The sequence below is a fragment of the Caballeronia sp. M23-90 genome (assembly GCF_053574605.1).
Genome location: NZ_JBSIPA010000974.1, coordinates 1 through 452, shown reverse-complemented (window position 1 = coordinate 452; position 452 = coordinate 1). Strand labels below are relative to the sequence as shown.

1 pseudogene is annotated in these 452 nt (G+C 59.7%); it reads left to right on the top strand.

Annotated elements, in window-relative coordinates:
• Nucleotides 1-452 (top strand): annotated as a pseudogene (locus ACRXB1_RS37385) (transposase); the annotation flags it as partial.

Genomic DNA, 452 nt, shown 5'->3' with positions numbered 1-452 from the left:
CTGACGGAGTGGGCGTGTCTGAAGCTGCCCGTCGATTGTCAATATCGATGAAGACGTTGGCGAACTGGGTTCGCGCCGCAAAGGACGGCAAGCTGGAGAACGTCGGGCAAACCCAGAAACCACTGACAGAGATCGAGGCGGAGCTGAGCCGGCTCAAGCGAGAGTTGGCAGAAGTGAAGATGGAGCGCGATCTGTTAAAAAAGTTTGCAACGTACTTCGCGAAGGAGTCGCGGTGAAGTACGACGCAATTGAGCAGATGCGACAGCAGTACCCTGTGCCGCCGATGTGCCGGTTCCTGGGCGTGTCCACGAGTGGCTACTATGCCTGGCGCAAACGGCCGCTGTCGTTGCACGCGCAGCAGGAGTCTCGGCTCGAAGCGCAGGTGCGTGCAGCTCACGAGCGTAGCCGACAAACCTTCGGCCCGGAACGGCTACAGAAGGATCTGGCGAACC